Here is a 2,975-nt window from a genome sequence, read left to right as displayed (position 1 = left end):
ATGCGCGGCATCGCCGACTTCGTTGAGCGTGTCGAAGACAACGAGCACGGCACGGTGTCCTACGAGCCGGTTGACGCCAAGCTTGCCCGCAACGAGGCCAAGCCCGGGCACGTTTTGCAGCTGTGCTTCTACGCCGATGCGATTGCCGCGCTCACCGGGGTGCGGCCACGCCGGATGCGGCTGTGGTTGGGGTCTGGCCGTGTCGAAGATCTGGTCGTCGACGAGTTCGCGCCGTATTGGCGTCGGCTGCGCAGCCAACTCGCCCGGGCGTTGGTCACCGGGCCCGACCTGCACACTGTGCCCGAACCCTGCGCGCACTGCGAGTTCTGTGAATTCTTCGATGTATGCACCGCCCGGTGGCGCGGGGAGGATTCGCTGGTCTATGTCGCGGGTATCCGCGCCGCGGAGCGGGCCGCGCTTACTGAGGATGGCGTGCCGACCCTGGCTCGGCTCGCGGAGCACCGCGCAGACGTCGACGGGCTCCGTCGGCAACGGCTCGCACGCCTGGTCGAGCAGGCCACGCTTCAGGTTCGAGCCCGGCTCGACGATACGGGCCCGCTGCCCTACGCCATGATCGAACCCGGCGCCGACCCGACCGGGGGGCAGGGCCTGGAGTTGTTGCCGGCGCCCGACGACGGCGATGTCTTCCTCGACTTCGAGGGCCATCCGTTCTGGCGCCCCGACACCGGATTGTTCTTTCTGTTCGGTCTGCTCCAACGCGAAACAGATGGCCAGTGGCGGTATCGAACCTGGTGGGCTCACGACCTTGACGAGGAAGCAACCGCGGTGGCTGCGCTGGTCGACCTTCTGGTGGCACGCCGCGCCGCCTACCCGGATGCGCATGCCTACCACTACAACCACACCGAGCGTTCGGCCTTGGAGCGGTTGACCGCAACCCACGGTATTCGAGAGGCACAGCTGAACCGGTTGGTGCAGACCGGGTTTTTCGTCGACCTGCTTGCGGTGGTCCGCAACGCGGTACAGGCCGGCGTCGAGTCCTACGGACTGAAGTCCGTCGAGCGGTTGACCACCTTTGAACGCGGCCGCGATATCGACGCCGGTTCGGGCGCTGTGGTCGAATACGACCAGTTCATCACCGATCAAGACCAGGTCAGGCTGGGCCGCATCGCCTCCTACAACGAAGACGACGTGCGGGCCACCTGGGCGCTGCGTGACTGGCTGGTCGATCACCGGTCTGCGGAAATGCCTTGGCGCACAGCACAGCTTGAGCCCGATACCGGAATCCCGGAACTCGACGAGCAGGTGGACCGACTGCATGCCTTCCACCCGGACACCCCGGAGCACCTGCTCGGCGACGTCCTGGGGTACTGGCTTCGGGAATGGAGCGCGTATGTCGCACCGAAAATGGGCAGATGCGAAGCGGATCCGACGACGCTGTTCGACGATCCCGAAGTCCTGTCCGGGCTGCAGCCGGTCGGCTTGGTTGAGCGGATCGGCCGGCGCGGCACTCCGATAACGCCGGCTATGCGGTTTGTTTTCCCGCCCCAGGACAGCGCCGGCTTTCCCAGTGACAACGGTGCCGTGCTGTACATGACCCTCGACGGGCTGAGGCAATACGCCACGATCGACTGCCTCGACCGCGATCGTGGGCATGTGGACCTGGTCTGGAAAGACGACAAGCAACAGTCCGGCTATCTGCCCGGTACCGTCGTCGTGCATGACTGGGTGTCAACCAAATCCAAGGCACTGGCGTTGTCGCAGTTCGCCGCGCGCGTACTCGACCCGCGGGTAGCCGAACCGAACGCCGTGACCGCGGCACTGTTACGGCGCGACCTGCCCAGATTCACGGCCGGTGGCGGGCCGGCCGACGGTGGGTTCAGCGAAGACCTCAACGAGATGACCGGGTGGGCAACCCAACTCGACCACAGCTACGTGGCGATCCAGGGCCCACCCGGCACGGGTAAAACCTACCGAGCGGCCCACCTGGTACACGCGTTGATCATCGCCGGTCGGCGGGTCGGGATCACCGCGATGAGCCACGCGGCGATCGACCATCTGCTGAAGGCGATCGTCAAAGTCTTCGACGACGCCGGCGAGCGTGACCTGCTGTGCGCCGTACGCAAACCCGGCTCGGAGCCCGGATGCCCACTCGCCGGGGTCACCAACGCAAGTAGCAATGCGCGGTGCGCGGCAGCGCGATTCAACCTTGTCGCCGGAACGACGTGGTTGTTCGCTAGCGCCGAGCTGCGAAGTGCCCCCGTCGATGTGCTGCTCGTCGACGAAGCCGGGCAGCTGGCATTGGCTGATGCGCTGGCCGCGTCCTGCTCGGCGCACAACCTGATTCTGCTCGGCGATCCACTGCAGCTTCCCCAGGTCACCCAGGCCGTCCACCCCGGCGGTGGCGGCAAAAGCGTTCTCGCTCATGTCCTCGGCGACGACGTGACCTTGCCTGCCAAGCGCGGAGTCTTCCTCTCCGAGACCTGGCGCATGCACCCCGACGTGTGTGCGTTCATCTCCGCCCAGATCTACCAGGGTCGGCTGACCAGCCATCCCGATTGTCGGCAGCAGACCACCGTAGCGGGAACCGGCCTGCGCTGGCTGGCCTGCGGGCACCAGGACAACACCACAGAATCGGTCGAGGAAGCCGAGCTGATCGCCGCAGAGGTCGCCCGGCTGATCGGGACTCCGTGGACCAACCAGTGTGGCAAGGTGAACCCGCTGGCCGCCGGCGACTTCATGGTGGTGGCGCCCTACAACGACCAGGTCCACCTGATCCGCGATCGGCTCGCCGAAAACCCGAACGCCGCTGCGGTTCCGGTCGGTACCGTGGACAAATTCCAGGGGCAGGAAGCCGCCGTGGTGTTCTTCAGCATGGCTACCTCAACCGGGGAAGACATGACCCGCGGTGCCGACTTCCTGTTCTCCCGTAACCGACTCAACGTCGCGATCAGTCGCGCCCGCTGCCTGGCCTATCTGGTATGCACCGAGGAACTCCTCAACGCGCGAGCGCGCAC

The 2,975-nt window shown here is 66.0% G+C and carries 1 protein-coding gene; it reads left to right on the top strand.

The features are described 5' to 3' along the window. On the top strand, window positions 1-2,975 hold a 2,975-nt coding region (locus AC2VON_RS08095; protein ID WP_486952486.1), incomplete at both ends, for a TM0106 family RecB-like putative nuclease.

The sequence above is a fragment of the Mycobacterium sp. TH-M82 genome (genome assembly GCF_057473605.1).
The sequence above is the reverse complement of the archived record's forward strand: the minus strand, read 5'-3'. Positions and strand labels throughout refer to the sequence as shown.